The sequence below is a fragment of the Hydrogenophaga sp. IBVHS2 genome (genome assembly GCF_002127215.1).
Taxonomy (GTDB): domain Bacteria; phylum Pseudomonadota; class Gammaproteobacteria; order Burkholderiales; family Burkholderiaceae_C; genus Hydrogenophaga.
Genome location: NZ_NFUT01000001.1, coordinates 379,593 through 403,005 on the forward strand (window position 1 = coordinate 379,593; position 23,413 = coordinate 403,005).

Below are 23,413 nucleotides of genomic sequence, written 5' to 3' on the forward strand. Positions count from 1 at the left end.
GCGCCATGGGCTTTTTGCCTACAATGAAACCCCAACTATCGCAGTTGCCATTGATTGTTGGTTACGGGCGCGTCAGCAGCTGACGCGCCCTTTTTTATGTCCTTGGCGGACGTCGCTTTCCTTGTGTGGCGCCCGTCGAACGTGTGCCTGTCCGACCTGATGAACCACATCCGCAACTTCTCCATCATCGCGCACATCGACCATGGCAAGTCGACGCTGGCCGACCGCATCATCTCGCGCTGCGGTGGTCTCTCCGATCGGGAGATGAGCGAGCAGGTGCTCGACTCCATGGACCTGGAGAAGGAGCGCGGCATCACCATCAAGGCACAGACCGCCGCGCTCCAGTACAAGGCGCGTGATGGTCAGGTCTACAACCTCAACCTGATCGACACCCCGGGCCACGTGGATTTCTCGTACGAGGTCAGCCGGTCGCTCAGCGCCTGCGAGGGCGCTCTGCTGGTGGTGGATGCCAGTCAGGGCGTGGAAGCGCAGACGGTGGCCAACTGCTACACCGCCCTCGACCTCGGTGTGGAAGTGCTGCCGGTGCTCAACAAGATGGACCTGCCGCAGGCCGATCCCGAGAACGCCAAGCAGGAGATCGAGGACGTCATCGGCATCGATGCCACCGACGCGGTGCCGTGCTCGGCCAAGACCGGCATGGGCGTGGACGACATCCTGGAGATGGTGGTGGCCAGGGTGCCGGCGCCTCGCGGCAATCCGGATGCGCCGCTGCGCGCCATGATCATCGACAGCTGGTTCGACAACTACGTCGGCGTGGTCATGCTGGTGCGGGTCGTCGATGGCCGCCTGGCCCGGGGCGACAAGGTCAAGCTCATGGCCACCGATTCGCTCTACAACGCCGAGAAGCTGGGCGTCTTCACGCCGCACAACGAACCCCGCGAATCGCTCGAGGCGGGCGAGGTGGGCTACATCATTGCCGGCATCAAGGAACTCAAGGCCGCCAAGGTCGGCGACACGGTGACGGCCGTCAAGACCAGCAGCGGCGCCAACCTGGCGTTTGCCACCGAGGCGCTGCCCGGCTTCAAGGAGGTGCAGCCGCAGGTGTTTGCCGGCCTGTACCCCTCCGAGGCCAGCGAATACGACCAGCTGCGCGATGCGCTGGAGAAGCTGCAGCTCAACGACGCTGCACTGCGCTACGAGCCCGAGGTGTCGCAGGCACTGGGTTTCGGCTTCCGCTGCGGCTTCCTGGGGCTGCTGCACATGGAGATCGTGCAGGAGCGCCTCGAGCGCGAGTTCGACCAGGACCTCATCACCACCGCGCCCAGCGTGGTCTACCAGGTGGTCAAGGGCGACGGCGAGATCATCATGGTGGAGAACCCGTCCAAGATGCCCGAAGCCGGTCGCATCGAGGAAATCCGGGAGCCCATCGTCACGGTGCACCTGTACATGCCGCAGGAGTATGTGGGCGCCGTCATGACGCTGGCCAACCAGAAGCGCGGCGTGCAGCTCAACATGGCCTACCACGGCAAGCAGGTCATGCTGACCTACGACATGCCGCTGGGCGAGATCGTGCTGGACTTCTTCGACAAGCTCAAGAGCGTCAGCCGGGGCTACGCGTCCATGGACTACGAGTTCAAGGAGTACCGCGCATCCGACGTGGTCAAGGTCGACATGCTGCTCAACGGCGAGAAGGTGGACGCGCTGTCCATCATCGTCCACCGCACCCAGTCGCAGTACCGGGGCAGGGCGGTGGCGGCCAAGATGCGCGAGATCATCAGCCGTCAGCAGTTCGACGTGGCCATCCAGGCGGCCATCGGGGGCAACGTGATCGCCCGCGAGACCATCAAGGCGCTGCGCAAGAACGTGCTGGCAAAATGCTACGGCGGCGACATCACCCGCAAGCGCAAGCTCCTCGAAAAACAGAAAGCAGGCAAGAAACGCATGAAACAGATCGGCTCGGTCGAGGTGCCCCAGGAGGCGTTTCTGGCCATCCTGCAGGTGGAAGAGTGATGCCGGCGGCCATGGGAACGCTCACCGCGGTGGTGCTCGCGGCCTTCGTGGGCTATGCGGCGGCCTGGTACACCGGTGCGGTGGAAGGCAACTTTGCGCTGCTGCTCATGCTGGCCACGCTGGTCACGGGCCTGTACTGGGTGGCCGAAAAACTGTATTTCCTGCCTGCTCGGCGCAAGGCGGCGCAGCAGCTGGTGGACGAGCACCAGCAGCGCCAGCAGGCCCTGACGGCGCAGGGCTTCGGTCAGCCCGATGCCGGTCTGGAGACCGCGCGCCAGAAGCTGCTGGCCCAGCCCTGGTGGCTGGACTGGACCGCCGGCCTGTTCCCGGTCATCCTGGCGGTGTTCGTGCTGCGATCGTTCCTGTTCGAGCCGTTCAAGATTCCCTCGGGTTCCATGATCCCCACGCTGCGGGTGGGCGACCTGATCCTGGTGAGCAAGTACCACTACGGCGTGCGGCTGCCGGTGTTCAACACCAAGATCATCGACAACCACCAGCCCCAGCGCGGGGATGTGATGGTGTTCCGGTACCCGCCGCAGCCCAGCCTCGACTACATCAAGCGGGTGGTCGGCGTGCCGGGCGACGAAGTGGCCTACCTCAACAAGAAGCTCACCATCAACGGTCAGCCGGTGCCGCGCGAGGTGCTGCCGGACTTCCTCGACCGCGACTCGATGCGGTTCTCACGACAGTTCCGCGAGACGCTCGGCAGCAAGAGCTACAACACGCTCAACGACGACGACCGACCGGCGTTCGTGCCGGGGGCCACCGAGTTTCCTTTCAACGATGCCTGCCGCTACACCGTGGAAGGCGTGATCTGCAAAGTGCCTGCCGGTCACTATTTCATGATGGGCGACAATCGCGACAATTCCCTCGATTCGCGCTTCTGGGGCTTCGTGCCCGAGGCCAACATCGTGGGCAAGGCCTTCTTCGTCTGGATGAATTTCAGCGACCCCGGACGGATCGGCCGGTTCGAGTGACAACGTCAACTGGGAGCTTTCCGCATGCGCCAGCAACATCGCCTTTTCCCCGTCCCGGCACCGCAGCTGCGTCAGCGCGGCCTGACCTTCGTCGGGCTTTTGGTGGTCGGCATCCTGGTGGCGCTGGCGGCCCTGGTGGCCGCCCAGGTGTTCCCGACCTACGTGGAGTACCTCGCGGTCCAGAAGGCATCGGTCAAGGCTTCCCAGGGCAGCACCGTGGCCGAGGTGCGCAGCCTGTTCGACAAGGCGGCGGCCATCGACAACATCACCTCGGTCAAGGGCGCCGACATCAACGTCACCAAGGCCGGCAATGCGGTGGTGGTGAGCTTCGCCTACACCAAGGAAATCCATCTGGCCGGTCCGGCCTGGCTGGTCATGAAGTACGAGGGTTCGTCGCGTTGACCGGTCAATCTGCCGGCAGCCTGCGCACCGTCGGGGGATGGCCTTGAGCCCCGAGCTGGTCGTCCTGCAGCAGAAGCTGCAGCACCGTTTCAACAACCCCCGCCTGCTGGAGCGGGCCCTGACCCACCGCAGCTTCAGTGCCGATCACAACGAGCGGCTGGAATTCCTGGGTGACTCGGTGCTGAACCTGGCCGTGGCCGGGCTGCTGTTCGAGAAACTCTCCAGCCTGCCCGAGGGCGATCTCTCCCGCATCCGCGCCCACCTGGTCAAGCAGGACACCCTGTTCCAGCTGGCCACCGGCCTGGGTCTGGCCCAGGGCCTCAAGCTCGGTGACGGCGAGAAGCGCTCGGGGGGCCACAAGCGGCCCTCCATCCTGGCCGACGCGCTGGAGGCCATCATCGGCGCGGTCCACCTCGACGCGGGCTTCCCCGTGGCGGAAGCCCTGGTGCGGCGCCTGTTCAGCGGGGTCGAGCTCGATGCCCGCATGACGTCGCTGGGCAAGGATCCCAAGACCGAGCTGCAGGAGTGGCTGCAGGCGCGCAAGATGCCGCTGCCTTCATACCGGGTGGTGGCCATCACCGGCGAGGCGCACCAGCAGACCTTCGACGTGGAGTGCGCCGTGCCGCAGGCCGGCATCAGCGAACGGGGCATCGGCGCTTCCCGCCGCGCCGGCGAACAGGCGGCTGCTGCAGCCGTCATCCAGCGGCTGACCGTGCGGTCGCCGTCCACCTCTTCCTGACTGCCATGGCCAAGACACCCCCTCCTTCACCGCCCGCCGACGATCTGGACGCCATGCTGGCCCGCGCCCTGGGCAAGCCCGTGGCGGCGGGCGCTGCGGGCGAGGCGCCCGAGGCCGCCCCCGATGAGCGCGAGCCGGTCGATCCGGCCGAGCAGAAGTGCGGCTATGTGGCCATCGTCGGCAAGCCCAATGTGGGCAAGTCCACCCTGCTCAACGCCCTGGTGGGCCAGAAGGTCAGCATCACCTCGCGCAAGGCCCAGACCACCCGGCATCGCATCACCGGCATGCGCACCGAGGGCGCGACCCAGTTCGTGTTCGTCGACACGCCCGGTTTCCAGACCCGCCACGGCAATGCGCTCAACCGCTCGCTGAACAAGACGGTGCTGGGCGCGGTGGCCGACATGGACCTGATCCTGTTCGTGGTGGAGGCCGGTCGTTTCAACCTGGCCGATGCCAAGGTGCTGGACCTGCTGCCCCAGGGCGTCCCGGTCATGCTGATCGCCAACAAGTTCGACCTGCTGCACCGCCGCGGCGAGCTGGCACCCTGGCTGCGCTCGATGCAGGACCGCCATCCGTTTGCCGAATACGTGCCCATGTCGGCCAAGACGCCGCGCGACGTGCAGCGCCTGCTCGCCATCTGCGAGAAGTACCTGCCGCAGCAGCCCTGGATGTTCGACCCCGAGGAGCTCACCGACCGCAGCGAGCGCTTCATGGCCGGCGAGATGGTGCGCGAGAAGCTGTTCCGCCTGACCGGCGACGAGCTGCCCTACACCTCCACCGTGGTCATCGACAAGTTCGAGGAAGAAGAGGGCGGCCTGCGGCGCATCGCAGCCACCATCGTGGTCGAGCGCGAGGGCCACAAGGGCATGGTGATCGGCGAGAAGGGCGAGAAGCTCAAGCGCATCGGCACCGAAGCCCGCCAGGAACTGGAAAAGCTCTGGGACTGCAAGGTGTTCCTGGAGCTGTGGGTCAAGGTCCGCTCCGGCTGGGCCGACGACGACGCACGCGTGCGGTCCTTCGGCTACGAGTGATGAGCAAACGGGCGCACGAAGAACCGGCGTTCGTCCTGCACCGCTACGACTGGAGCGAGTCCAGCCTCATCCTGGAGGTGTTCGGTCGCCGGCATGGCCGCATTGCGCTGGCGGCCAAGGGGGTCAAGCGCCCCACCTCCCAGTTCCGCCCCGTGCTGCTGCCGCTGCAGCCGCTGCTGCTGTCATGGTCGGGGGATGCCGAGGTCCGCACCCTCAAGTCGGCCCAATGGCAGGGCGGCCATGTCATGCCCACCGGCGACGCCCTGCTGGCGGGCAGCTACCTCAACGAACTGCTGCTCAAGATGCTGGCGCGCGACGACCCGCATCCCCCGCTCTTCGACCACTACGCCCTGGCGGTGCAGCTGCTGGCCGAGCGCGGGGGAGAGCTGCAGTCGCTGGTGGTGCGGGGCTTCGAGCTGGTGCTGCTGCGGGCCATCGGTCTGTTGCCCGACCTGTCCTGCGAGGGCAGCAGCCTCGCCCCCCTCGATCCCTTGCAGCGCTATGTGCTGTTGCTCGAAGGCGGCCTGCGCCTGGCCCACGGCGACGATGCCCATGCCCTGACCGGCGCGGTCTGGATGGCCCTGGACACGGCGCTGGGTCAGCCGGCGCCGCTGGTACCCGTGATGCGCGCCGTGGCCGATGTCCACCAGACCCTGAGGATCCCGCTGCGCAACCTGCTGCACTACCATGGCGGCGTGCGGGTGTTCGGCACCCGTCAGCTGTTGCTCGATGTCCAGGCCCTGAGCCGGCGGCATGCGCCTTCCAGCCCACCCGACCGTTCCGCCACGTCCGTCCCTGAATCCCCATGACCCGCCCCGATCACCGCACCGCCCTGTCGGTCAATGTCAACAAGGTGGCCCTGGTGCGCAACACGCGCCACCTCGGCATCCCGTCGGTCACCCGTGCTGCCACCCTGTGCCTGCAGGCCGGGGCGCAGGGCATCACGGTGCATCCCCGGCCGGACCAGCGCCACATCCGCACCCACGACGTGCACGACCTGGCCGCCCTGCTCAAGGAATGGCCGGACCGCGAGTACAACATCGAGGGCAACCCGTTCCACAACCTCATGCCGTTCGTGCGCGAACTGCGGCCGCACCAGGTGACCTTCGTGCCGGACAGCGAGGGCCAGTTCACCAGCGACCACGGCTGGCGGTTTCCGGAGGATGCCCAGCGCCTGCGCCCGCTGATCGCCGAGTGCCGCGAGCTCGGTGTGCGGGTCAGCCTGTTCATGGATGCCGATGCGCCGGCCATGGCGCAGGCCAGGGCGGTCGGTGCCGACCGGGTGGAGCTCTACACCGAGCCCTACGCGGCCGCCTTCGGCACCCCCGACCAGGCAGCGCAGCTGGAGCGGTTCCGCGCCGCCGCGCAGGCCGCCCTGCTGGCCGGTCTGGGCGTCAATGCCGGCCACGACCTCAACCGGGACAACCTGGTGCCGTTCCTGCGCACCGTGCCGGGCGTGAGCGAGGTTTCCATCGGCCATGCCCTCATGGCCGACGCCCTGGAGCTGGGTTACGCCGCCACCGTGACCGACTACCTGCGCTGCATCGACCGCGCCCACGCCTGAGCCGGCGAGATGATCTACGGCATCGGTACCGACGTCTGCGACATCCGCCGCATCGAGGCCACGCTGCAGCGCCAGGGCGAGCGCTTTGCCCACAAGGTGCTGGGCGAGGCGGAGCTGGCGGTCTGGCAGGCCCGAACCGCCCGCTGGCCCGGCCGCGGCCTGAGCTACTTGGCCACCCGGTTTTCCGCCAAGGAGGCTTTCTCCAAGGCCATCGGTCTGGGCATGCGCATGCCCATGAGCTGGCGGCGCTGCGAGATCCTGAACCACCCCGGCGGTCAGCCCTACATCCGTCTGCATGGTGACCTGCGGGTCTGGTTCGAGGAGCGGAACCTGCAGGCCCATGTGACGGTCTCCGATGAAGCCGATCATGCCGCCAGCTTCGTGGTGGTCGAAGTCCTGCCTCCCCCTGTTTCCTGATTGCCCCATGAGCCATCACGCCCCCCTGATCATCGACGTGGCCGGTCACCGGCTGACCCCGGCCGATCGCCGCCGCCTGAGCCACCCGCTGGTGGGCGGCGTCATCCTGTTCGGCCGCAACTGGAAGGACCGGGCCCAGCTCACCCGGCTGTGCGCCCAGATCAAGGCCGTGCGGCGCGATCTGCTGATCGCGGTCGACCACGAAGGCGGCCGGGTGCAGCGTTTCCGCACCGACGGATTCACCCACCTGCCCCCCATGGCTGCATTCGGCCGGGCCTGGTTGTCGGGCGGCGATGCGACATCGGCCCTGAACGCCTGCAACGCGGCCACCGCCGCTGGCTATGTGCTGGCTGCCGAGCTGCGCGCCTGTGGTGTCGATCTGAGCTTCGCGCCGGTGCTCGACCTGGACCACGGCGACAGCACCGTGATCGGTGACCGCGCCTTCGCACGCGATCCGCAGGTGGTCACGCTCCTGGCCCAGGCGCTGATGCATGGGTTGCGGCAGGCCGGCATGGCCCATTGCGGCAAGCACTTTCCGGGTCATGGCTTCGTGCGGGCGGACTCCCACCACGATGTGCCGGTCGACCGTCGCCCGCTCAAGACCATCCTGGCCGACGACGCCATGCCCTACGGCTGGCTCAGCGCCAGCCTCTCGGCCGTCATGCCGGCCCACGTGGTCTACCCCCGCGTCGACGCACGTCCGGCCGGCTACTCGGCCCGCTGGCTGCAGGAGGTGCTGCGCCAGCGCCTGGGCTTCACCGGCGCGGTGTTCAGTGACGACCTGAGCATGGCAGCAGCCCGTGTGATCGAGGGCCGGACGGTGGATTTCCCCGAAGCGGCCCTGGCCGCGCTCGACGCCGGCTGCGACATGGTGCTGCTGTGCAACCAGTCCATCGTGGAAGAGGGGGCACCGATCGATGCAGCCATCGAGGCGCTTTCGGCCGCGGCGCTGGAAGGTCGCTGGCAGCCCCGGGATGCGAGCGAGGAGCGCCGGCGTGCCCTGTTGCCGGCCGGTGCGGCCGAACGCTGGGACGACCTGATGGTCAGCCCGCGCTACATGCAGGCGCTCAGCCTGATCGACGCCCTGCCGGCCTGAGGGCCTGCGTGCTCAGCCGTCCAGACCCAGGCGGTCGAGCAGGTCGGCCACCAGTTCCAGCCGCAGCAGCGGGTTGTCCAGCGACATCAGGCGCTGCTTGAGTTCGGTCGGGGTGGGCAGGAGTTCTGCCCACCGGTTGGCCACCCAGCCGCAGTCGTTCCAGTGGTAAGGCTCCTGCAGCGGCAGCTGGGCCAGCATCTCGGGCTGCCGCTCGCGCAGGTTCATCAGCAGTTGCTGCAGCCGGTTGCGTGCGCCGTCGAGATGGTCCGGCACCGGCACCACCGGCTCGGGCGCATCGAGCGTGACGTCGGCCACCCACAGGCCATGCGGCAGCTGCTGGCGGCGGTCGACCTTGAAACGCTGCTGACCCTGGCAACGGATCATCAGCAGGCCGGGCTGGGGTTTGTCGAGCGAGTCGATGCGGGCCAGCACGCCCACCGAATGGAAGTCTTCCTTCGCGAAGGCGGGGGCATCGCCGCGGGCCTGCGGGTCGACCTGGCGCACCTCGTGCCCTTCGCTGAGGCAGACGATGCCGAACGGCGCACCGGCCCGGTGGCAGCGGCCGATCATGTCGAGGTAACGCACCTCGAAGATGCGCAGCGGCATCCAGCCGCCCGGGAACAGGACGGTGTTGAGCGGGAAGAGGGGGAGCTGCGTGAGCGTCAGCGGCCCGGTCGACGCGCTGGAGGTCAATCGGGCACCACGGCGTCGGCGCTCTGGCGCTGCATCATGGCCAGCAGGTTGGCCACCGTGCCCCGCAATTCGCGCCGGTCGCAGATGAAGTCGACCGCACCCTTGGTCTGCAGGAACTCGGCGCGCTGGAAGCCCTCGGGCAGTTTCACCCGCACGGTGTTCTCGATCACGCGCGGACCGGCAAAACCGATCAGGGCCTTGGGCTCGGCAATCACCACGTCACCCACGAACGCGAAGCCGGCGCTCACGCCGCCCATGGTGGGGTCGGTGAGCACGCTGATGTAGGGCAGGCCCTTCTTGGCCAGGCGGGTGAGGGCGGCGTTGGTCTTGGCCATCTGCATCAGCGAGAGCAGGCCTTCCTGCATGCGGGCGCCGCCGGTGGCGGTGAAGCACACGAAGGGCACCTTCTGGGCAATGGCTTCTTCCACGCCACGCACGAACCGCTCGCCGACCACCGAGCCCATGGAGCCGCCCATGAAGTCGAACTCGAAGCACGAGACCACCAGGCTGATGCCGTGCACCGCGCCGCCCATGACGACGAGGGCGTCGGTCTCGCCGGTGTTCTCCAGGGCTTCCTTCAGGCGCTCGGGGTACTTGCGGCTGTCCTTGAACTTGAGCGCATCGACCGGCAGGACTTCCTGCGCGATCTCGTAACGGCCCTCGGCATCCAAGAAGGCATTGAGGCGGGCGCGCGCGCCGATGCGGTGGTGGTGGCTGCAGTGAGGGCAGACGTTCTGGTTCTTTTCCAGGTCGCTCTTGTAGAGCACCGCCTCGCAGCTGGGGCACTTGATCCACAGGCCTTCGGGCACGCTGCGCCGCTCGGTCGGATCGGTGGGGGTGATCTTCGGGGGCAGCAGTTTTTCAAGCCAGGACATGGGGTCTCTCCTTCAACGAGGCGGAATTAAACCACGGGGGTGCCAGGGTGCGGATCAGGCGTCCAGCGCCTGCCGGATGCCGCCCAGGAAGCTCGCTGCCGTGCTCACCACACGTTCGCGCGGTTCGTTCTCGATCAGCTGGATCAGCCGGCTGCCGATGACCACCGCATCGCTGGTGCGACCGATGGCCCTTGCCGTCTCGGCATCGCGGATGCCGAAGCCCACGCCCACCGGAATGCTCACATGCGCACGGATGCGCGGCAGCATGGCCTCGACCTGGGACACGTCCAGCGTGCCGGCGCCGGTCACGCCCTTGAGCGAGACGTAGTACACGTAGCCGCTGGCCACCCGGGCGACCTCGGCCATGCGCTGGTCGGTGGAGGTGGGGGCCAGCAGGAAGATCAGGTCCATGCCGTGCTCACGCAGGGCCTGGGCGAAGTCGGCGCATTCCTCGGGCGGGTAGTCCACCACCAGCACGCCGTCCACGCCGGCAACCGCAGCGTCGCGCACGAAGGCCCCTGCGCCGTGCACCTGGTCGTAACGTTCGATCGGGTTGGCATAGCCCATCAGCACTACCGGGGTGTCGGCATCGCGCTGGCGGAAGGTGGTGACCATGGCCAGCACCTCGCGCAGGCCGATGCCGGCGGCCAGCGCACGGTCACCGGCCTTCTGGATCACCGGGCCGTCGGCCGACGGGTCGGAGAACGGCACGCCGAGTTCGATCACGTCGGCCCCGGCCTCGGCCATGCCCCACATGAGCTCGGGCGTGATGTCGGGCTGCGGGAAGCCGGCGGTCACGAAGGGGATGAGGGCCTTGCGGCCCTGCGCGCGCAGGCGGGCAAAGGTGGCGTCGATGCGGCTCATCGCTTCACCTCCACCACGGCCTCGCCGCCCTTGACCGACTGGCCACGGCAGCTGGGCCGGCAATAGAAGTCGGCCTGCGACAGGTCGGCCACGGTGCCGATGTCCTTGTCACCCCGTCCGGAGAGGTTCACCAGGATCGACTGGTCCTTGCGCATGCCGCGTGCCATCTTCATGGCGTAGGCAATCGCGTGGCTGGATTCCAGCGCCGGGATGATGCCCTCGGTGCGGCACAGGTAGTGGAAGGCCTCCAGCGCCTCGGTGTCGGTGATGCCCACGTACTCGGCACGGCCAATGTCCTTGAGGAAAGCGTGTTCCGGGCCCACGCCCGGGTAGTCCAGGCCGGCGCTCACGCTGTGGGTCTCGGTCACCTGACCGTTGTGGTCCTGCAGCACATAGGTGCGGTTGCCGTGCAGCACGCCCGGCGAGCCCTTCTGCAGCGAGGCCGAATGCTTGCCGCTGTCCAGGCCCTCGCCGGCCGCTTCCACGCCGATCAGGCGGGTCTGCGGGAAGGGGATGTAGGGATGGAAGATGCCCATGGCATTGCTGCCGCCGCCCACGCAGGCCAGCACCGCGTCGGGCTGATCGCCGGCGCAGCCGGCCTCCAGCAGCATCTGCGGCATCTGCACGATGCATTCCTGGCCGATCACGCTCTGGAAGTCGCGGACCATCATGGGGTAGGGGTGCGGGCCAGCCACGGTGCCGATGATGTAGAAGGTGTTGTCCACGTTGGCGACCCAGTCGCGCATGGCCTCGTTGAGCGCGTCCTTGAGCGTCTTGCTGCCAGACTCCACCGGGACCACGGTGGCGCCCAGCAGCTTCATGCGGTAGACGTTCGGGCTCTGGCGCTTGACGTCCTCGCTGCCCATGTACACCACGCATTCCAGGCCGTAGCGGGCGCAGATGGTGGCGGTGGCCACGCCGTGCTGGCCGGCGCCGGTCTCGGCAATGATGCGCGGCTTGCCCATGCGGCGCGCCAGCATGGCCTGGCCGATGGTGTTGTTGATCTTGTGGGCGCCGGTGTGGTTGAGGTCTTCCCGCTTCAGGAAGATCTGGGCACCGCCCTGTTCGCGGCTCATGCGGGCGGCGTGGTACACGGGGCTCGGGCGGCCCACGAAATGCGCCAGTTCGCGCCGGAATTCGGCCAGGAACTCAGGATCGTTCTGGTAACGCGCGTAGGCGTCCTTGAGCTCGTTGATGGCGTGGGTGAGCGTCTCGCTCACGAAGCTGCCGCCGTAGATGCCGAAATGGCCTCGGGCATCGGGTTGCTGGTAGGTGGTCTGCATGGTGTCTGTCCGGTGGAGGGTTCCCCGGTGCTGCGGCCGACCGGGCCGCGGGCTGTCAGGGGGAACGGGAGGGGCTGGAGAGCAGGGCGTCGGCCTGGCGGACTGCAGCCACGAAGGCCTGCATCTTGCCGGCGTCCTTGATGCCTTTCGACACCTCGACGCCCGAGCTCACGTCAACGGCCCAGGGCCGTACCAGCCGGATGCCATCGGTCACGTTTGCAGGCGTGAGTCCACCAGACAAAACGAGGCGAGAGCTGGCGTTTAGTTGTGGATGTGACCAAGGGAAAGCCGTCCAGTCGAAGGAGTGACCACCACCGCCATAACCGTCGACGAGCGCATCGAGCAGGATGGCCTGCGCTCCGGCGTGGTCAGCCGCGTATTTTAGGAGATCGAACCCGGCGCCGGCGGTTCCGGTGGGAATGCGCGCGGCCCGCAGGAAGGGCCGGCCCCGGGCCAGCCGGATGGCGTCCTGCGCCGTCTCGTCGCCATGGAACTGAAGCAGGGCTCCCGGCACAGCCTCAAGGCCCTGGGCGATGGCCTCGGCGTCGGCATTCACGAACAGCAGCACCGGCGTCACGAACGGTGGCAGGCGGCTTGCCAGCTCGCCGGCTCGCTGCGCCGTCACATGGCGCGGGCTGGCCGGGTAGAGCACGAAGCCGATGGCGTCGGCACCGGCCTGCACGGCGGCGTCCACGTCCGCCTCGCGGGTAAGGCCGCAGATCTTGATGCGGGTGCGGTGCAGTGCGGTCATGTCAGGGCAGCCAGTCGAAGGCCGGGGTGCGGTCGGGCAGGCCGAAAGCGGGATCGTAGACCGGTCCGAGAAAGTACAGGCCGTCGGGGGCAAAGGTGGGTGCGGCCGCGTCGCGGCTGCGGGCGGCCAGCACCTCGGCCATCCACGCCGGGGGCCGGTTGCCGGTGCCCACGGCCAGCAGGCAGCCCATGATGTTGCGGATCATGTGGTGCAGGAAGGCATTGGCCTCGAACTCGAAGCGCCAGTAGGCGCCGCGCCGCGAGAGGTCGATGCGGCGCATCTGTTTGACCGGTGTGTGGGCCTGGCAGCTGGAGGCCCGGAACGAGGTGAAATCATGCTCGCCCAGCAAGGCCTGGGCGGCCTGCTGCATGGCCGCCAGGTCCAGCGGGCGGAACACCCAGCCCACCTGCGAGGCATCCACGCTGGGCCGCACCGGAGATTCGAGCAGCACATAGGCGTAGCGCCGCGCCTGAGCGCTGGCCCGGGCATGAAAGCTGGGCGGCACCAGCCGCGCCCATTGCACCGCAATGTCGGGCGGCAGGAAGCTGTTGGTGCCCCGCACCCAGGCGTATTCGGTGCGGTCCAGCGGCGTGTCGAAATGCACCACCTGCATCAGGCCATGAACCCCGGCATCGGTCCGGCCGGCACACAGGGTGTGGACCGGCCCGGCGGCCGTGAACTGCGCCAGCGCCGATTCCAGCTGGTCCTGCACCGTGTTGCCGCCCGGCTGGCTCTGCCAGCCGTCGTAGGCGCGGCCATTGAAGCTCACGCCCAGCGCGATGCGGTGCATCGGGCCGGGCGTGTCGTGAAGCGCTCGGGGTTCGGACAAACCGATCGGTCAGGCCAGGTCGGCCAGGAAGGTGCGGGCCTTGCTCTGCAGGGTGCCGGAGCTCTCGTTCATGACCTCTTCGGCCAGCGAGCGGGCGCCTTCGATGTCGCCGATGGCCCGGAACTCCTCGGCCAGCGACAGCTTGGTCTCCAGCGGGTTCTCTTCGGTGAGCTCGCCGGCCGACGTGGTTTCTTCGGGCGCCGAGGTCGGCGTGTCCAGATCGAGCGACACCCCGCCCAGATCGAAGCTCAAGGGGGCCGGCGCAGGGGCGCTGGCCGTCGGCGCGGCCGCGGCAGCGACCGGCTCGACCGCCGGCGGCAGGTCGAGCTCGAAGCCCGGCAGGTCGATGCCGTTGTCGGCAGACGGCTCGGCCTGGGCGGGTGCCGCCGCGGGTGCTGCTGCCGTGAAGTCGATGTCGAACTCCATGTTCAACGGGGCCAGCTCGTCGGTGGCCGGGGCGGACGCCGCTGGGGCAGGGGCAACCGGCGCCGGCGCGGCGGCCTGCGGCGCAGCTGTCAGGGACTCGGTGCCCGACAGATCCGCCATGTCGGACAGGGCATCGTCCAGGCTCTTCAGGTCGTCGGGGTCGGCTGCCATGCGGGCCTGCGCCGGTGCGGCGGCAGGTACGTCATCGTCCAGCGACAGGTCCAGGTCGACGTCCAGGTTGCCCATGGCCGACAGACTGCCGGCACCGACGGCGGTGTTCATGCTGCTGGCACTGAAGGGCATGGTGTTGATCGGGTCTGCGCCATCGCCACGCATCGTGGCCGTACCCACGCCGCCCGGCTGGTACAGCGGGTTCGAAGGATCGAGGTCCCGTCCGCGCCGGCAGATCTCTTCCCACTCGTCTCCCCGACCCTGGGTCAGGCCGAAAGCTTCGGCCGCCACCACCTCGAAGGCCCGGGCGTCGCGGCGTTTGGCATAGATCTCGGTCAGCTTGGCATGGATGGCCACGCGGGACGGAGACGTCCGCAGGGCTTCCTTGAGGATCTCCTCGGCCTGCAGGTCGCGACCATAGGCCAGGTAGACATCGGCTTCGGCGACCGGGTCCACATCGCCGGCGGCATCGAGCTGGCTGGGTGAATACACCATGGAGGAGCCGGATGCCGCTGCTTCGGCGGTGTCGATCCGCTGCCCGCCGCTGGAGCCGAAGAACGAGTCGGGCTGCAGGCGGCTCTCCAGGAAGGAGCTGTCGACCTGCGAGCGTGCCTTGCGCTGGCGCAACCGGTACAGACCGAAACCCGCCAGCAACGCCAGCAGGGCAGCGGCCCCCGGAAGCACCATGGGGTTGTCGCGCAGCTGGTCGACCAGACCGCCGACGCCGGCATCGACGGGTGCCGGGGCCACTGGCGCTGCAGGCGCAGCAGCCGGTGCCGGTGCAGGCGCAGATGCGGGAGCGTCGGCGGCGGGTGCCGCAGCGCTCACGACCGGTGTGGCCGGGACACCGGCGGGTGCCGGTACCTCGATGCCCGACGCGACCGGGGTGGTCGGAGCCGCAGCAGCAGGTGCTGCAGGCGCGCTGGCCGGCACCGACGAGGCGGCAGGCGCGGCGAGCTTGGCCAGTTCCTCGATGTTGCGGTTGAGTTCGGCGGCCCGCTGCTGGGTGTCCTGGGTCTGGCGGGCCTGGGCGATCTTGTCTTCGCCCGCCGGAGCTGCGCCGGCCGCTCCCGGCTTGCTCAGTGTCAGCTTGTCGGCAGGTGCCGGCGCAGCCTGGGTGTCCTTGACCTCGGCCTGCACCTTGCCGCTGGCCTGCTGGCCGGCCGCTGCGACCGAGGCTGCGGGAGCCGCACCGGCCAGGCGACGGCGGAACTCGTTGAAATCCTTGCTCTGGGCCGTGATGGTCTGGCGGGCCTGTGATTCGTCCACCGCCTGGGCCGATTCGGCCGAGGGCAGTTCCAGTACGCTGCCGGCCTTGATGCGGTTGACGTTGCCACCGATGAAGGCCTGCGGGTTGGCCTGGAGCATGGCCACCAGCATCTGTTCGAGCGAGACGCTGGCCGGCTTGTTGGCGGCCGCGATCTTGCCGGCCGTGTCCCCGGGCCGCACGGTGACCTGAGATCCGGCGCCAGCGCCTGCGGGCGCAGAGGCCGGGGCTGCCGTGCGGGGAGCGGTGGTGGCCGCTGCTGCCGGTGCGGGCGCCGGGGCCGGTGCCGCAGCCGGCGCTGCCGGACGGGGACGGGCTGCCGGGGCGGCAGCCACCGGTGGCAGGGGTGCCGGGGCGGTGGCAGCGGCACGCAGGTTCGGCGGATCGAACAGCAGCGTGTAATCACGCACCAGCCGTCCGGTGGCCCAGTTGGCTTCCAGCACCAGATCGACGAAGGGTTCGTTGACCGGACGGTTGCCGACGATCCGGACGTACTGGCGGCCATCGGGGCGGCGCTGCAGGGTGATCTGCACGCCCACCAGGGCCTGGCTGGCTTCGATGCCGGCGGCCCTCAGGGCCTCGGCGCCGGCCAGGCGCAGCTGCAGGCTGGACGCCTCCTGGGCCGTGATCTCGGGCACATCGATTTCGGCCCGGATGGGTTCGCCCAGGGCGGACTTGACCTGGACCGGTCCGAGGGCAAGTGCCAGCGCGTCGGTGGGCTGGGCCAGCGACAGGGCCAGCACCGCCGCGGCAGCCACCGCATGGAGCCGTACCTTGCCGGTCAGACCTGTGCGGGATGTCGCACCGAGATCCGATGAATGGGGCAATGAACGGGGGTGGATGCGCACATGGACCTCGACAGGCAAAAAGCTGGAATTGACCATAGCATCAACAGATTACGGTGACAAGCTAACAATCCGCTTGAGTTTCCAAGGCCACCGTTTGTCACCAAGTGCGCAGAAAATCACGTTGTTGTGACACAACGTGTTGCCCTGCCGGGGAACCGGCAGGGCGGCCCCGATCAGGCGTCGAGCAGGATGCGCAGCATGCGGCGCAGGGGTTCGGCGGCACCCCAGAGCAGCTGGTCGCCGATGGTGAAGGCGCCGACATACTCCGGCCCCATGGCCAGCTTGCGGATGCGGCCCACCGGAATGGTCATGGTGCCGGTCACGGCCACGGGGGTCAGGTCGCGCAGGGTGGCCTCGCGGGTGTTGGGCACCACTTTCACCCACTCGTTGTCGGCGGCGATCATCGCTTCGATGTCGGCCACCGGCACGTCCTTCTTCAGCTTGAAGGTCAAGGCCTGGGAATGGCAGCGCATGGCGCCCACGCGCACGCAGAAGCCGTCCACCGGCACGGCAGCGGACCCGAAGCCCTCGCCCTGGCCCAGGATCTTGTTGGTCTCGGCCATGCCCTTCCACTCTTCCTTGGACATGCCGTTGCCCAGGTCCTTGTCGATCCAGGGGATCAGCGAGCCGCCCAGCGGAACGCCGAAGTTGGCCGTTTCGGCGGCCGACAGCGAACGCTGCTTGGCGATCACCTGGCGGTCGATTTCCAGGATCGCGCTCTTGGGATCGTCCAGCAGGGCCTTGACCTCGGCATTCAGGGTGCCGTACTGGGTGAGCAGTTCGCGCATGTGCTGCGCGCCGCCGCCGGAAGCGGCCTGGTAGGTCTGGGTCGACATCCATTCCACCAGACCGGCCTTGTACAGGGCGCCCACACCCATGAGCATGCAGCTCACGGTGCAGTTGCCGCCGATCCAGTTGCGGCCGCCCTTGGCCAGCGCGTCCTTGATGACCGGCATGTTCACCGGGTCCAGGATGATGACCGCGTCGTCCTTCATGCGCAGGGTGGAGGCGGCGTCGATCCAGTGGCCGTTCCAGCCGGTGGCTCGCAGCTTGGGGAAGACTTCGGTGGTGTAGTCGCCGCCCTGGGCCGTGATGATGATGTCGCAGCGCTTGAGCGCCTCGATGTCGAACGCGTCCTGCAGACGGGTTTCGTTTCGGGCCATGGCAGGGGCGGCGCCCCCGGCGTTCGAGGTGGAGAAGAACAGCGGCTCGATGACATCGAAGTCCTTCTCGGCCACCATGCGGTCCATCAGCACGGAGCCGACCATGCCCCGCCAGCCCACGATTCCAACCAGTTTCGTCATGACATTGCCCTTTGTGAAAAGTTGAGAAATCCTCTTCGATCCGCCCGGCTCGTCGTGCCGGGGGAGGGCGTGACGAACCGGAGCTGGATCAGCCCTTGGTAATGGTTTTGGTGATCGCGCTCACCACCGCGTCACCCATCTCGCGGGTGCCGACTTTCGTGGTGCCTTCCGACCAGATATCGGCCGTGCGCAGGCCGGAGGCGAGCACATGGGCCACCGCCGCCTCGATTCGGGCGGCGGCTTCGGGTTGGTTGAGGGAGAAGCGGAGCATCATGGCAGCGGACAGGATTGTAGCCAGCGGGTTTGCAATACCCTTACCGGCAATGTCCGGCGCGCTGCCGTGGCTGGGTTCGTACAGGCCCTGGTTGCGGGTGTTCAGCGAGGCCGAGGGCAGCATGCCGATCGAGCCGGTGAGCATCGAGGCCTCGTCGGACAGGATGTCGCCGAACATGTTGCCGGTGACCACCACGTCGAACTTCTTGGGCGCGCGCACCAGCTGCATGGCGGCGTTGTCCACGTACATGTGCTCCAGCTCCACGTCGGGGTACTGGGCATGCACCTCGGTGACCACGTCCTTCCAGAACTGGAAGGTCTCCAGCACGTTGGCCTTGTCGACGCTGGTGACCTTTCTGTTGCGCTTGCGGGCGGCCTGGAAGGCCACATGGGCAATCCGTTCGATCTCCGGCTTGCTGTAGCGCATGGTGTCGAAGGCTTCCTCGGCACCGGGAAAGTGCCCGTCCACCGCGGTGCGCCGGCCTCGCGGCTGGCCGAAATAGATGTCGCCGGTCAGCTCGCGGATGATGAGGATGTCCAGGCCCGCGATGATTTCGGGCTTCAGGCTCGATGCCCCCACCAGTTCGGGGTAGCAGATGGCCGGGCGGAAATTGGCGAACAGCCCCATGTGCTTGCGCAGGCCCAGAATGGCCTGCTCCGGGCGCAGCGGGCGGTCGAGCTTGTCGTACTTCCAGTCGCCCACGGCGCCGAACAGCACGGCATCGGCATCCATGGCCAGCTTCAGGGTGGACTCGGGCAGCGGGTGGCCGTGGGCCTCGTAGGCGGCCCCGCCCACCAGGGCGCTTTCCATTTCGAAGGACAGGTCCAGCGCCTGAAGCACCTTGACGGCCTCGGCCACGATTTCGGTGCCGATGCCGTCACCCGGAAGAACTGCGATTTTCATGTTGCTGTGTGGGGTTGCCGGCTCACTGGCCGACCATGGTGTGGGCCAGCCAGGGCTTGGTGGCCAGGCGCTGCGACTCGTAGGCCGCGATCTTGTCCTTGTGGCGCAGGGTCAGGCCGATGTCGTCCAGGCCGTTGAGCAGGCAGTACTTGCGGAAGGGCTGCACATCGAAAGGGATCTCCTCGCCCTGCGGCTTCACGATCACCTGGCGCTCCAGGTCGATGGTCAGCTCGTAGCCGGGGAAGGCTGCCACTTCATCGAACAGGCGGGCCACGGTGGCTTCGGGCAGCACGATGGGCAGCAGGCCGTTCTTGAAGCAGTTGTTGAAGAAGATGTCGGCGAAGCTCGGTGCGATCAGCGCCCGGAAGCCGTACTGCTCGATGGCCCAGGGCGCATGCTCGCGGCTGGAGCCGCAGCCGAAGTTCTGCCGCGCCAGCAGGATGGAGGCGCCGGCGTAACGGGGCTGGTTGAGCACGAAGTCGGCGTTGGGCTTGCGGGATGCCGGGTCCTGGCCGGGCTCGCCCTTGTCCAGGTAGCGCCACTCGTCAAACAGGTTGGGGCCGAAGCCGGTCTTGCGGATCGACTTGAGGAACTGCTTGGGAATGATGGCGTCGGTGTCGACGTTGTCCCGGTCCATCGGGGCGACCAGCCCCTTGTGCAATTGAAAGGCTTTCATCACTTCTTGGCAGCGCCTTCGAGCACCTGCCCGCCTTTCTGGATGTCCTGGCCCAGGCCCTGGATGGTGTTGCAGCCGGTCAGCGCGAAGGCGGCCACAGTGACGAGGAGGGCAGCGATGGATTTCATGGCGTTCCTTTCAGGGGTTTCAGGCGAATTGACGGATGTCGACAAAGTGGCCGTGCACGGCAGCGGCTGCCGCCATGGCGGGGGAAACCAGGTGGGTCCGGCCGCCGGCACCCTGGCGACCTTCGAAATTGCGGTTGCTGGTGGACGCGCAGCGCTCGCCCGGCTCGAGCCGGTCGGCGTTCATGGCCAGGCACATGCTGCAGCCCGGCTCGCGCCATTCGAAGCCGGCAGCCTGAAAGATCTCGTGAAGACCTTCGCGCTCGGCCTGGGCCTTCACCAGACCGGAACCCGGCACCACCATGGCCAGCTTGACGTTGCGGGCCACCTTGCGGCCGAGCTTCTTGACCACGGCCGCGGCCTCGCGCATGTCCTCGATGCGGCTGTTGGTGCAGGACCCGATGAACACCTTGTCGACAAAGATGTCGTCCAGGCGCTTGCCGGGCTCCAGTGCCATGTAGGTCAGGGCCCGCTCGATGGCGCCGCGCTTGACGGCGTCCTTTTCCTTGTCGGGATCGGGCACCAGACCGTCGATGCCGAGCACCATCTCGGGCGAGGTGCCCCAGGTAACCTGCGGCAGGATCTGCGTCGCATCGAGCTCGACCACGGTGTCGAACTTTGCGTCGGCGTCGGAATGCAGGGTCTTCCAGTAGGCCACGGCCTGGTCCCATTCCACCCCGGTGGGAGCGAGCGGGCGGCCCTTGACGTATTCGATGGTCTTGTCGTCCACCGCCACCAGACCCGCGCGAGCTCCGGCCTCGATGGCCATGTTGCAGACCGTCATGCGGCCTTCCATGCTCAGCGACCGGATGGCCGAGCCACCGAACTCGATGGTGTAGCCGGTGCCGCCGGCGGTGCCGATGCGGCCGATGATGGCCAGCACCACGTCCTTGGCGGTCACGCCCCGGGCCAGCTGACCTTCGACGCGGATCAGCATGTTCTTCGCCTTCTTGGCCAGCAGCGTCTGGGTGGCCAGCACATGCTCGACCTCGCTGGTGCCGATGCCGTGGGCCAGCGCGCCGAACGCGCCGTGGGTGCTGGTGTGCGAGTCGCCGCAGACCACCGTCATGCCGGGCAGGGTGGCGCCGTTCTCGGGGCCGATCACATGCACGATGCCCTGGCGCTTGGACATGAAGGGGAAGAACGCGGCAGCGCCGAACTCTGCGATGTTGCTGTCGAGCGTGGTGATCTGCTCCTTGCTGATCGGATCGGCGATGCCGTCGTAGCCACGCTCCCAGCCGGTGGTGGGGGTGTTGTGGTCGGCCGTGGCCACCACCGAACTCACCCGCCAGACCTTGCGGCCCGCCTGACGCAGACCCTCGTAGGCCTGCGGGCTGGTGACCTCGTGCACCAGATGGCGGTCGATGTAGAGGACGGCGGTGCCGTCTTCTTCGGTGTGGACGACGTGTTCGTCCCAGATCTTGTCGTAGAGCGTGCGTCCCATGACTGTGGTGTGGCCCGGCGGTGCTTGAAGGAACCGGCGATTTTACGGGGTCTGACATGAATGCGCCCGCCACACCCCGGGGCATGGCGGGCGCAGGCACCGGCCAGGTGGCCGATGCGATCCGGTCACTTCTGGGCGGCGGGCACGTCGCGGCGCGGCGAACCGGTGAACAGCTGGCGCGGACGGCCGATCTTGTACTCGGGGTCGCCGATCATCTCGTTGAGCTGGGCGATCCAGCCCACGGTGCGGGCCAGGGCGAAGATGCCGGTGAACAGGTTCACCGGGATGCCGATGGCGCGCTGCACGATGCCGGAATAGAAGTCGACGTTCGGGTAGAGCTTGCGCGAGACGAAGTACTCGTCTTCCAGCGCGATCTTCTCGAGTTCCTTGGCCAGCTTGAACAGCGGGTCGTTCTCCAGACCCAGTTCCTGCAGCACTTCGTTGCAGGTTTCCTGCATGAGCTTGGCGCGCGGGTCGTAGTTCTTGTAGACGCGGTGACCGAAGCCCATGAGCTTGACGCCGGAGTTCTTGTCCTTGACCTGGTTCATGAACTCGCCGACCTTGGCGATGCCGCCATTGCGCTGGATGTCTTCCAGCATGTTCAGGCAGGCCTCGTTGGCGCCGCCGTGGGCCGGGCCCCACAGGCAGGCCACGCCCGCTGCGATGGCCGCAAACGGGTTGGTGCCCGACGAGCCGCACAGGCGCACGGTGGAGGTGGAGGCGTTCTGCTCGTGGTCGGCGTGCAGGATGAAGATGCGGTCCAGGGCGCGCTCGAGCACCGGATTGACCTTGTACTCCTCGCACGGGGTGCCGAACATCATGCGCAGGAAGTTGCCGGCATAGCTCAGGTTGTTCTGCGGGTACATGTACGGCTGACCGATGCCGTACTTGTAGGACATGGCCACCAGCGTCGGCATCTTGGCGATCAGGCGGATCGCGGCGATGCGGCGGTGCTCGGGGTTATTGATGTCGGTGCTGTCGTGGTAGAAGGCCGACAGGGCACCCACCAGGCCGGTCAGCACGGCCATGGGGTGGGCATCGCGCCGGAAGCCACGCAGGAAGAACTGCATCTGCTCGTTGACCATGGTGTGGTTGGTCACGAGCTTGTGGAAGTCGGTGCGCTCCTGCTCGTTGGGCAGTTCGCCGTTGAGCAGCAGGAAGCAGGTGTCGAGGTAGTCGCAGTGGGTGGCCAGCTGCTCGATGGGGTAGCCGCGGTACAGCAGCTCGCCCTTGTCGCCGTCGATGTAGGTGATGGCCGACTGGCACGACGCGGTGGACAGGAAACCCGGGTCGTAGGTGAACATGCCCGTCTGCGCATACAGCTTCCGGATGTCGATCACGTCCGGACCGATGTTGCCGCCGTACACCGGCAGTTCGACGCTCGGGCTTCCGTTGGAGAACGACAGGGTGGCTTTGTTGTCGACGGGTTTCATTCGCGGTTTCCTCAGGTGGTCAATGGACGACGGACCTTGCTGCACGCAGCAGGCCGAGCACCGCGACGACATCGTCATGGGCCAGCGGGCCCTCGGGTGATCGGCGTCCGAGCAGCAGATCGAGCAGATCGTTGTCGGACAGGTCCATCAGCAGGCCCAGGGCCTCGGCCTGACGCGCTGTCAGGGTCGAGGCGTGGCGGGCAAAGAAGCGCTCGATGAACAGATCGTTCTCGAGCAGTCCACGGCGGCACCGCCAGCGCAGCTTGCTCAGGGCGCGCTCGTCGAGCAGGGCATCGTCGACGGAAGGGGTGCTCATGGGCGGGCGGGCAGGGCGCTCGGTCTCAGACCGAACGCATCACCATCATTTCCTTGATCTTGCCGATGGCCTTGGTCGGGTTCAGACCCTTGGGGCAGACGTCGACGCAGTTCATGATGGTGTGGCAGCGGAACAGGCGGTACGGGTCTTCCAGGTTGTCCAGACGCTCGGCGGTGCCCTGGTCGCGGCTGTCGGCGATGAAGCGGTAGGCCTGCAGCAGGCCAGCGGGACCGACGAACTTGTCGGGGTTCCACCAGAAGCTGGGGCAGCTGGTGGAGCAGCTCGCGCACAGGATGCACTCGTACAGGCCGTTGAGCTCGTCGCGCTCTTCGGGGCTCTGCAGGCGCTCTTTCTCGGGTGCCACGGTGTCGTTGATCAGGTAGGGCTTGATGCTGTTGTATTGCTTGAAGAACAGCGTCATGTCCACGATCAGGTCGCGCACCACGGGCAGGCCGGGCAGGGGCTTGAGCGTGATCACGCCAGGCAGCGTGTTCATGTTGGTCAGGCAGGCCAGGCCGTTCTTGCCGTTGATGTTCATGGCGTCCGAACCGCACACGCCTTCGCGGCAGGAGCGGCGGAACGAGATCGACGGGTCGAGGGCCTTGAGCTTCATCAGGGCATCGAGCAGCATGCGCTCGTTGCCGTCGAGCTCGACCTCGATGGTCTGCATGTACGGCTTGGCGTCCTTCTCGGGGTCGTAGCGGTAGATCTTGAAGGTGCGTTTCATGTCGTTG

The 23,413-nt window shown here is 67.5% G+C and carries 24 protein-coding genes; 9 read left to right on the forward strand and 15 right to left on the reverse strand.

Translation table 11 applies throughout. The features are described from left to right. Positions 1–159: 159 nt before the first annotated feature. From lepA to nagZ, 9 genes are read left to right on the forward strand one after another with little or no spacing between them, the layout of a single operon-like run. A complete protein-coding gene (gene lepA / locus CAP38_RS01875) occupies positions 160–1,971 on the forward strand; it encodes a translation elongation factor 4 (RefSeq protein ID WP_086119721.1) in 1,812 nt (603 codons plus the stop codon). Between the two features lie 11 nt (positions 1,972–1,982). Continuing rightward, on the forward strand, positions 1,983–2,948 hold the full coding sequence (gene lepB / locus CAP38_RS01880; protein ID WP_086119722.1) for a signal peptidase I: 966 nt from the start codon (positions 1,983–1,985) through the stop codon (positions 2,946–2,948). A gap of 24 nt (positions 2,949–2,972) precedes the next feature. Next, positions 2,973–3,350 carry a DUF4845 domain-containing protein gene (locus CAP38_RS01885; RefSeq protein ID WP_086119177.1) on the forward strand — a complete coding sequence of 126 codons (378 nt, stop codon included), beginning with the start codon at positions 2,973–2,975 and terminating at the stop codon, positions 3,348–3,350. 37 nt (positions 3,351–3,387) lie between these two features. Next, the gene (gene rnc / locus CAP38_RS01890) at positions 3,388–4,089 is read left to right on the forward strand and encodes a ribonuclease III (protein ID WP_086119178.1); all 702 of its coding nucleotides are present in this window, start codon (positions 3,388–3,390) and stop codon (positions 4,087–4,089) included. Between the two features lie 5 nt (positions 4,090–4,094). Next, positions 4,095–5,120: a GTPase Era gene (era, locus tag CAP38_RS01895; protein ID WP_086119179.1), complete on the forward strand. Its 1,026-nt coding sequence runs from the start codon at positions 4,095–4,097 to the stop codon at positions 5,118–5,120. After that, complete coding sequence (gene recO / locus CAP38_RS01900) at positions 5,117–5,929, forward strand: DNA repair protein RecO (protein ID WP_086119180.1); 813 nt, start codon at positions 5,117–5,119, stop codon at positions 5,927–5,929. The genes era and recO overlap by 4 nt, the downstream gene beginning before the upstream one ends. Then, positions 5,926–6,684 carry a pyridoxine 5'-phosphate synthase gene (locus tag CAP38_RS01905; protein WP_086119181.1) on the forward strand — a complete coding sequence of 253 codons (759 nt, stop codon included), beginning with the start codon at positions 5,926–5,928 and terminating at the stop codon, positions 6,682–6,684. The genes recO and CAP38_RS01905 overlap by 4 nt, the downstream gene beginning before the upstream one ends. Before the next feature lie 9 nt (positions 6,685–6,693). Continuing rightward, positions 6,694–7,101: a holo-ACP synthase gene (acpS, locus tag CAP38_RS01910; protein ID WP_086119182.1), complete on the forward strand. Its 408-nt coding sequence runs from the start codon at positions 6,694–6,696 to the stop codon at positions 7,099–7,101. 7 nt (positions 7,102–7,108) lie between these two features. Beyond that, entirely contained in the window at positions 7,109–8,197 is a 1,089-nt protein-coding gene (gene nagZ, locus CAP38_RS01915) for a beta-N-acetylhexosaminidase (protein WP_086119183.1), read from the forward strand. Between the two features lie 12 nt (positions 8,198–8,209). Here nagZ and CAP38_RS01920 read toward each other — a convergent pair whose 3' ends face one another. The 15 genes from CAP38_RS01920 to CAP38_RS01990 all read right to left on the reverse strand — a co-directional run bounded on the left by CAP38_RS01920 (position 8,210) and on the right by CAP38_RS01990 (position 23,406). Further along, the gene (locus CAP38_RS01920; RefSeq protein WP_256924191.1) at positions 8,210–8,890 is read right to left on the reverse strand and encodes an LON peptidase substrate-binding domain-containing protein; all 681 of its coding nucleotides are present in this window, start codon (positions 8,888–8,890) and stop codon (positions 8,210–8,212) included. Further along, on the reverse strand, positions 8,887–9,765 hold the full coding sequence (accD, locus tag CAP38_RS01925) for an acetyl-CoA carboxylase, carboxyltransferase subunit beta (RefSeq protein WP_086119184.1): 879 nt from the start codon (positions 9,763–9,765) through the stop codon (positions 8,887–8,889). The genes CAP38_RS01920 and accD overlap by 4 nt, the downstream gene beginning before the upstream one ends. A 54-nt stretch (positions 9,766–9,819) precedes the next feature. Continuing rightward, positions 9,820–10,629: a tryptophan synthase subunit alpha gene (gene trpA, locus CAP38_RS01930; RefSeq protein WP_086119185.1), complete on the reverse strand. Its 810-nt coding sequence runs from the start codon at positions 10,627–10,629 to the stop codon at positions 9,820–9,822. Continuing rightward, on the reverse strand, positions 10,626–11,912 hold the full coding sequence (gene trpB / locus CAP38_RS01935) for a tryptophan synthase subunit beta (protein ID WP_086119186.1): 1,287 nt from the start codon (positions 11,910–11,912) through the stop codon (positions 10,626–10,628). Before trpB ends, trpA begins: the two co-directional genes overlap by 4 nt. A gap of 55 nt (positions 11,913–11,967) precedes the next feature. Continuing rightward, complete coding sequence (locus CAP38_RS01940; protein WP_086119187.1) at positions 11,968–12,663, reverse strand: phosphoribosylanthranilate isomerase; 696 nt, start codon at positions 12,661–12,663, stop codon at positions 11,968–11,970. Between the two features lies 1 nt (position 12,664). Beyond that, positions 12,665–13,453 carry a tRNA pseudouridine(38-40) synthase TruA gene (gene truA, locus CAP38_RS01945; protein WP_086119188.1) on the reverse strand — a complete coding sequence of 263 codons (789 nt, stop codon included), beginning with the start codon at positions 13,451–13,453 and terminating at the stop codon, positions 12,665–12,667. Between the two features lie 48 nt (positions 13,454–13,501). Further along, positions 13,502–16,114, reverse strand: a complete 2,613-nt coding sequence (locus CAP38_RS01950; RefSeq protein ID WP_256924192.1) for a FimV/HubP family polar landmark protein — start codon at positions 16,112–16,114, stop codon at positions 13,502–13,504. Between the two features lie 263 nt (positions 16,115–16,377). Next, positions 16,378–17,508 carry an aspartate-semialdehyde dehydrogenase gene (gene asd / locus CAP38_RS01955; RefSeq protein WP_086119190.1) on the reverse strand — a complete coding sequence of 377 codons (1,131 nt, stop codon included), beginning with the start codon at positions 17,506–17,508 and terminating at the stop codon, positions 16,378–16,380. 88 nt (positions 17,509–17,596) lie between these two features. Further along, the gene (leuB, locus tag CAP38_RS01960) at positions 17,597–18,685 is read right to left on the reverse strand and encodes a 3-isopropylmalate dehydrogenase (protein WP_086119191.1); all 1,089 of its coding nucleotides are present in this window, start codon (positions 18,683–18,685) and stop codon (positions 17,597–17,599) included. A gap of 22 nt (positions 18,686–18,707) precedes the next feature. After that, entirely contained in the window at positions 18,708–19,361 is a 654-nt protein-coding gene (leuD, locus tag CAP38_RS01965) for a 3-isopropylmalate dehydratase small subunit (protein WP_086119192.1), read from the reverse strand. Beyond that, positions 19,361–19,489, reverse strand: coding sequence for an entericidin A/B family lipoprotein (locus CAP38_RS01970; RefSeq protein ID WP_086119193.1), 129 nt, complete (start codon positions 19,487–19,489; stop codon positions 19,361–19,363). Before CAP38_RS01970 ends, leuD begins: the two co-directional genes overlap by 1 nt. 19 nt (positions 19,490–19,508) lie before the next feature. Beyond that, positions 19,509–20,930, reverse strand: coding sequence for a 3-isopropylmalate dehydratase large subunit (leuC, locus tag CAP38_RS01975; protein ID WP_086119194.1), 1,422 nt, complete (start codon positions 20,928–20,930; stop codon positions 19,509–19,511). 125 nt (positions 20,931–21,055) lie between these two features. Further along, entirely contained in the window at positions 21,056–22,363 is a 1,308-nt protein-coding gene (locus CAP38_RS01980; protein ID WP_086119195.1) for a citrate synthase, read from the reverse strand. 19 nt (positions 22,364–22,382) lie between these two features. Beyond that, positions 22,383–22,679 carry a succinate dehydrogenase assembly factor 2 gene (locus CAP38_RS01985; RefSeq protein ID WP_086119196.1) on the reverse strand — a complete coding sequence of 99 codons (297 nt, stop codon included), beginning with the start codon at positions 22,677–22,679 and terminating at the stop codon, positions 22,383–22,385. A 25-nt stretch (positions 22,680–22,704) separates the two neighbouring features. Beyond that, a complete protein-coding gene (locus CAP38_RS01990) occupies positions 22,705–23,406 on the reverse strand; it encodes a succinate dehydrogenase iron-sulfur subunit (RefSeq protein WP_086119197.1) in 702 nt (233 codons plus the stop codon). Positions 23,407–23,413 lie beyond the last annotated feature (7 nt).

Excerpts from the sequence above, each read along its gene's own strand:
- lepB (WP_086119722.1), top strand. The coding sequence starts at position 1,983 with ATGGGAACGCTCACCGCGGTGGTGCTCGCGGCCTTCGTGGGCTATGCG.
- CAP38_RS01905 (WP_086119181.1), top strand. The coding sequence starts at position 5,926 with ATGACCCGCCCCGATCACCGCACCGCCCTGTCGGTCAATGTCAACAAG.
- leuC (WP_086119194.1), bottom strand. The coding sequence starts at position 20,930 with ATGGGACGCACGCTCTACGACAAGATCTGGGACGAACACGTCGTCCAC.
- acpS (WP_086119182.1), top strand. The coding sequence starts at position 6,694 with ATGATCTACGGCATCGGTACCGACGTCTGCGACATCCGCCGCATCGAG.
- CAP38_RS01990 (WP_086119197.1), bottom strand. The coding sequence starts at position 23,406 with ATGAAACGCACCTTCAAGATCTACCGCTACGACCCCGAGAAGGACGCC.
- leuB (WP_086119191.1), bottom strand. The coding sequence starts at position 18,685 with ATGAAAATCGCAGTTCTTCCGGGTGACGGCATCGGCACCGAAATCGTG.
- asd (WP_086119190.1), bottom strand. The coding sequence starts at position 17,508 with ATGACGAAACTGGTTGGAATCGTGGGCTGGCGGGGCATGGTCGGCTCC.
- CAP38_RS01980 (WP_086119195.1), bottom strand. The coding sequence starts at position 22,363 with ATGAAACCCGTCGACAACAAAGCCACCCTGTCGTTCTCCAACGGAAGC.
- trpB (WP_086119186.1), bottom strand. The coding sequence starts at position 11,912 with ATGCAGACCACCTACCAGCAACCCGATGCCCGAGGCCATTTCGGCATC.
- trpA (WP_086119185.1), bottom strand. The coding sequence starts at position 10,629 with ATGAGCCGCATCGACGCCACCTTTGCCCGCCTGCGCGCGCAGGGCCGC.
- lepA (WP_086119721.1), top strand. The coding sequence starts at position 160 with ATGAACCACATCCGCAACTTCTCCATCATCGCGCACATCGACCATGGC.
- truA (WP_086119188.1), bottom strand. The coding sequence starts at position 13,453 with ATGCACCGCATCGCGCTGGGCGTGAGCTTCAATGGCCGCGCCTACGAC.
- leuD (WP_086119192.1), bottom strand. The coding sequence starts at position 19,361 with ATGAAAGCCTTTCAATTGCACAAGGGGCTGGTCGCCCCGATGGACCGG.
- CAP38_RS01885 (WP_086119177.1), top strand. The coding sequence starts at position 2,973 with ATGCGCCAGCAACATCGCCTTTTCCCCGTCCCGGCACCGCAGCTGCGT.
- accD (WP_086119184.1), bottom strand. The coding sequence starts at position 9,765 with ATGTCCTGGCTTGAAAAACTGCTGCCCCCGAAGATCACCCCCACCGAT.
- nagZ (WP_086119183.1), top strand. The coding sequence starts at position 7,109 with ATGAGCCATCACGCCCCCCTGATCATCGACGTGGCCGGTCACCGGCTG.
- era (WP_086119179.1), top strand. The coding sequence starts at position 4,095 with ATGGCCAAGACACCCCCTCCTTCACCGCCCGCCGACGATCTGGACGCC.
- CAP38_RS01940 (WP_086119187.1), bottom strand. The coding sequence starts at position 12,663 with ATGACCGCACTGCACCGCACCCGCATCAAGATCTGCGGCCTTACCCGC.
- rnc (WP_086119178.1), top strand. The coding sequence starts at position 3,388 with ATGGCCTTGAGCCCCGAGCTGGTCGTCCTGCAGCAGAAGCTGCAGCAC.
- CAP38_RS01970 (WP_086119193.1), bottom strand. The coding sequence starts at position 19,489 with ATGAAATCCATCGCTGCCCTCCTCGTCACTGTGGCCGCCTTCGCGCTG.
- CAP38_RS01985 (WP_086119196.1), bottom strand. The coding sequence starts at position 22,679 with ATGAGCACCCCTTCCGTCGACGATGCCCTGCTCGACGAGCGCGCCCTG.